Annotated in this window: 4 protein-coding genes; 2 read left to right on the top strand and 2 right to left on the bottom strand. The window is 70.3% G+C overall.

The features are described 5' to 3' along the window. Positions 1 to 343: Rid family detoxifying hydrolase (locus tag M0R80_31715; GenBank protein MCK9464209.1), on the bottom strand; the 343-nt coding region annotated here is incomplete at its 3' end. 1 nt (position 344) lies between these two features. After that, complete coding sequence (locus M0R80_31710; protein ID MCK9464208.1) at positions 345 to 1,262, bottom strand: metallophosphoesterase; 918 nt, start codon at positions 1,260 to 1,262, stop codon at positions 345 to 347. Positions 1,263 to 1,381: 119 nt separating this feature from the next. Here M0R80_31710 and M0R80_31705 point away from each other — a divergent pair, with 119 nt between their 5' ends. Then, a complete protein-coding gene (locus M0R80_31705) occupies positions 1,382 to 2,467 on the top strand; it encodes a hypothetical protein (protein MCK9464207.1) in 1,086 nt (361 codons plus the stop codon). Between the two features lie 88 nt (positions 2,468 to 2,555). Beyond that, positions 2,556 to 3,261 (top strand): MSCRAMM family adhesin SdrC (locus M0R80_31700; protein ID MCK9464206.1); only part of this gene is annotated, 706 nt, incomplete at its 3' end.

Raw genomic sequence — 3,261 nt, 5'->3', positions numbered from 1 at the left:
CGCCGAGCGGCAGCTTCACGACCGCGAACGCCGCGCGCGCCGGCGGGTTCTCGGGGAAGCGCTTCGCGTAGATCGCGTTCACCAGAGCGAAGTCGTCCATGCTCGCGAGCAGCACGGTCGCCTTCACGACGCTCCCGAACCCCATCCCCGCCTCGGAGAGGATCGCGCCCATGTTGTCGAGCGCCTGCTCGGCCTGCGCCTCGACACCCTCGACGAGCTTGCCGGCCGCGGGATCGATGCCGAGCTGGCCGGAGACGAAGAGGAACCCGTTCGCGCGGATCGCCTGGGAGTACGGGCCGACCGCCGCCGGCGCCTTCTTGGTCGCGATCACCTTCTTGTCCATGTCATGCCTCCTTGGGCAGCGGGACGCGCTCCCGGCGTCCGCCGTTCGGGCCGGGCCAGAACCGCACGATCGTCGCGTCGAGCAGGCCGGCGCGATCGAAGGCGTACACGTGGTACGCGGCCTGCGCCGTCGCGCCCCCTCCGTCGTGGGAGGCCGACGTGACGCCTATCGCGTCGAAGTCGCCCATCGCGCGCCGCGACAGCGCGTGGAGGTGGCCGTGGATGATCGTCCCGGAGCGCCCGGCGAGCGCGCGGGAGAGGTGTTCGCGGCCCTCGAGCCCCACGCGGTATTGCCGCTTGTAGTCGCCCTCCAGCTCGAAGGGCGGGTGGTGCATGGCGATCACGGGCCACAGCCCCTCGGCCTCCTTGCCGTCGAGGAACGCGGCGAGCCTGTCCGCCTGGGCCGCGTCGAGCCTGCCCGCGGCGCGGATCGGCCCGCGCCACACGGCGGTGTCGAGCGCGGCGAGCGCGACAGGCCCGAGGATGCGCGTGCGCGGGTACCGCCGCGTCCTCCCCACGTCGCCCTCGGCGAACGGCGCGAGGCCCCGCTCGAACGCCGCGCCGAGGTCCGCCGAGATCGTGTAGCGGTCGTGGTTCCCCGGCACGATGATCGTGTTGTCGGGCGTGAGGCCGAACCGCGCGAGCAGGGCGCCCGCCTCCGCGAACTCGCGATCGAGCGCGAGGTTCGAGAAGTCGCCCGTGATGACGTGGAGATCCGCGCGCTCCCCGCCGACCGAGGAGAGCAGCCCCTCGAGGACGTCGAGCCGGTGCGCGGAGCCGCGGCTCAGCTTCAGGTTGAGCCACCCGAGGAGGCGCTTGTTCGCGAGCTCGTGCGGCCGCGTCGCCTCGCGCAGCGGCACGTGGAGGTCGGAGAGGTGGCAGATCCGGAACGCCCGGGCGCGGCTCTTGGGGCTCGGCATGGCCGCCACTATGCCCCGATGCGTGCGCCGATGCAATTTCGCAGTGACGGCTCCCCGGGGGCCGCGTGTCTCAATGCTGGAGGCCCGGATTTCGGGCCGATAGCCCCAGGGAGGTTGCCATGAAGACGTCAGCCGCTTTGCCCGCCGTCGGGTTGTTCGTCACCGTCGCCGCCCAGGCCTGCTGGCCGTGGCAGGTCGCTGACGAGGAGTTTGGGAACGCGATCCCGGAGAAGGAGGATCTCATGGTCCGCATCGGCGGGGACGACGCCGATCTCACCGAACCGGCCGGCCTCGTCTCCGTGAACGGCGCGCTCGATCCGTACATCGAGGACGGGTGCGCGGAGGATCTGTGCCAGGAGGAGAGCGGGGGCGAGTGGTTCTACGTCGACGGCGAGGTCTACCAGCTGACCCGCGCCGCGAAGTGGTACGTCAACGGCGGGCTGGAGGTGACGCTGGGCTGGATCGACGCGATCCTGGATCAGCCGTACACGGAGAAGACGGAGGACGGCTACATGTGGGGGCCGTGGGCCGAGTCGCTCTCGCGCATCCAGTTCCAGTTCGTGATGGAGAAGGAGAGGGCGGGGGCGTTCACGTTCGAGCTCGACGGCAAGAACGTCAACGCCGAGGCCGGGGAGCCCTGGATGCCGATCGTCTGGGGCGACGTCGACGCGAGCGACGAGCCGCACGCCTCGACGGGCACCATCGTGATCGACTACTCCGCGGTGCACGCCATCGACACGGCGTACCCGACGCCGGACGCTGGGCGCATCGTGTACGACTTCGACGTGCGCGAGCACCCGTTCATCGTGGATGCGGCGTTCGAGGGCTTCGCGACGCCGGACGGGCAGGTGATCGACGCGCTGTACGCGTACACGCGCTACGACGAGGGGATGGCCGGGGAGCTCCTTTTCACGCTGGACGCCGACGTCTGGCCCGAGGACGGCCCGGACGGGCTCCTCGAGACGCTGGCCGTCGAGTCGCGGTGGACCGCCGAGGGTGAGGGCGAGGGCGACGCGAGCGCGACCGGCGGCACGCTGGACGTCGAGGGCAGCCTCGTCGACGAGCTGTCGCTCGAGGAGTGCTGGGCCGCCCAGGACTGCCTGTTCTACGAGACGTTCGCCGAGGTCCGCGCCGGCTACTCGGACGACACGCCGGACACGGTCGTCGAGGAGTGCGGCTCGGCCGCCCGCTGCCCGCTGTTCTGAGCCCCCGCCGCCCGATCGAAATTCGGACATCTTCTTCGTCCTATCGAATACACTGTGTGTGGGAACGCCGCTGTCCAGGAGGTGCCGCGTGAGAACCGTCCATCTCGTGCTCGTCGGGATCGTCTTGTCGCTCGTCGCCGGCTCGCTCGCGCTCGGCTGCGAGAAGGACGCCGGGGTGGGCGGCGACGCGGACACGGACGGCGATTCGGACATCGATTCGGACTCGGACGCCGACACCGACACCCTGAGCCCGGGCGAGGACTCGGACGGCGACGGGATCTCGGACGACGACGAGGGCGCCGAGGACCTGGACGACGACGGCATCCCGAACTACCTGGACGAGGACTCGGACGGCGACGGCTTCAGCGACGCCGAAGAGACGGACGTGGACTCGGACAGCGACGGCACGCCGGACTACCAGGACTTCGACTCGGACAACGACGGCCTGCCGGACTCCGAGGAGTACCTCCACGGCACGGATCCCACGGACCCGGACTCGGACGACGACGGGTTCATGGACGTCGTGGAGGTCGCCTACGGCTCCGACCCCCTCGACGGCGAGGACGCGCCGCCGGCGGAGGTGTTCTTCGTCATCCTCCCGTTCGACGCGCCCGAGCACGAGTTCCGCGACCTCGAGTTCGGGACCGAGATCACGCGCGCCGACGTCCTCATCATGGTCGATCTCTCCGGCTCGATGCTCGAGGAGCACGCGAACCTGAAGACCGGGATAAACGACGTCATCATCGACGGCATCACGGCGGTAATGCCCGAGGCGGCGTTCGGCCTCGTCAAGT

It is taken from the genome of Pseudomonadota bacterium (assembly GCA_023229365.1).
GTDB lineage: Bacteria > Myxococcota_A > Polyangia > JAAYKL01 > JAAYKL01 > JALNZK01.
Note: the sequence above shows the minus strand (reverse complement) of the source record. Positions and strands in the feature narration are given on the sequence as shown.

Excerpts from the sequence above, each read along its gene's own strand:
- M0R80_31710 (MCK9464208.1), bottom strand. The coding sequence starts at position 1,262 with ATGCCGAGCCCCAAGAGCCGCGCCCGGGCGTTCCGGATCTGCCACCTC.
- M0R80_31705 (MCK9464207.1), top strand. The coding sequence starts at position 1,382 with ATGAAGACGTCAGCCGCTTTGCCCGCCGTCGGGTTGTTCGTCACCGTC.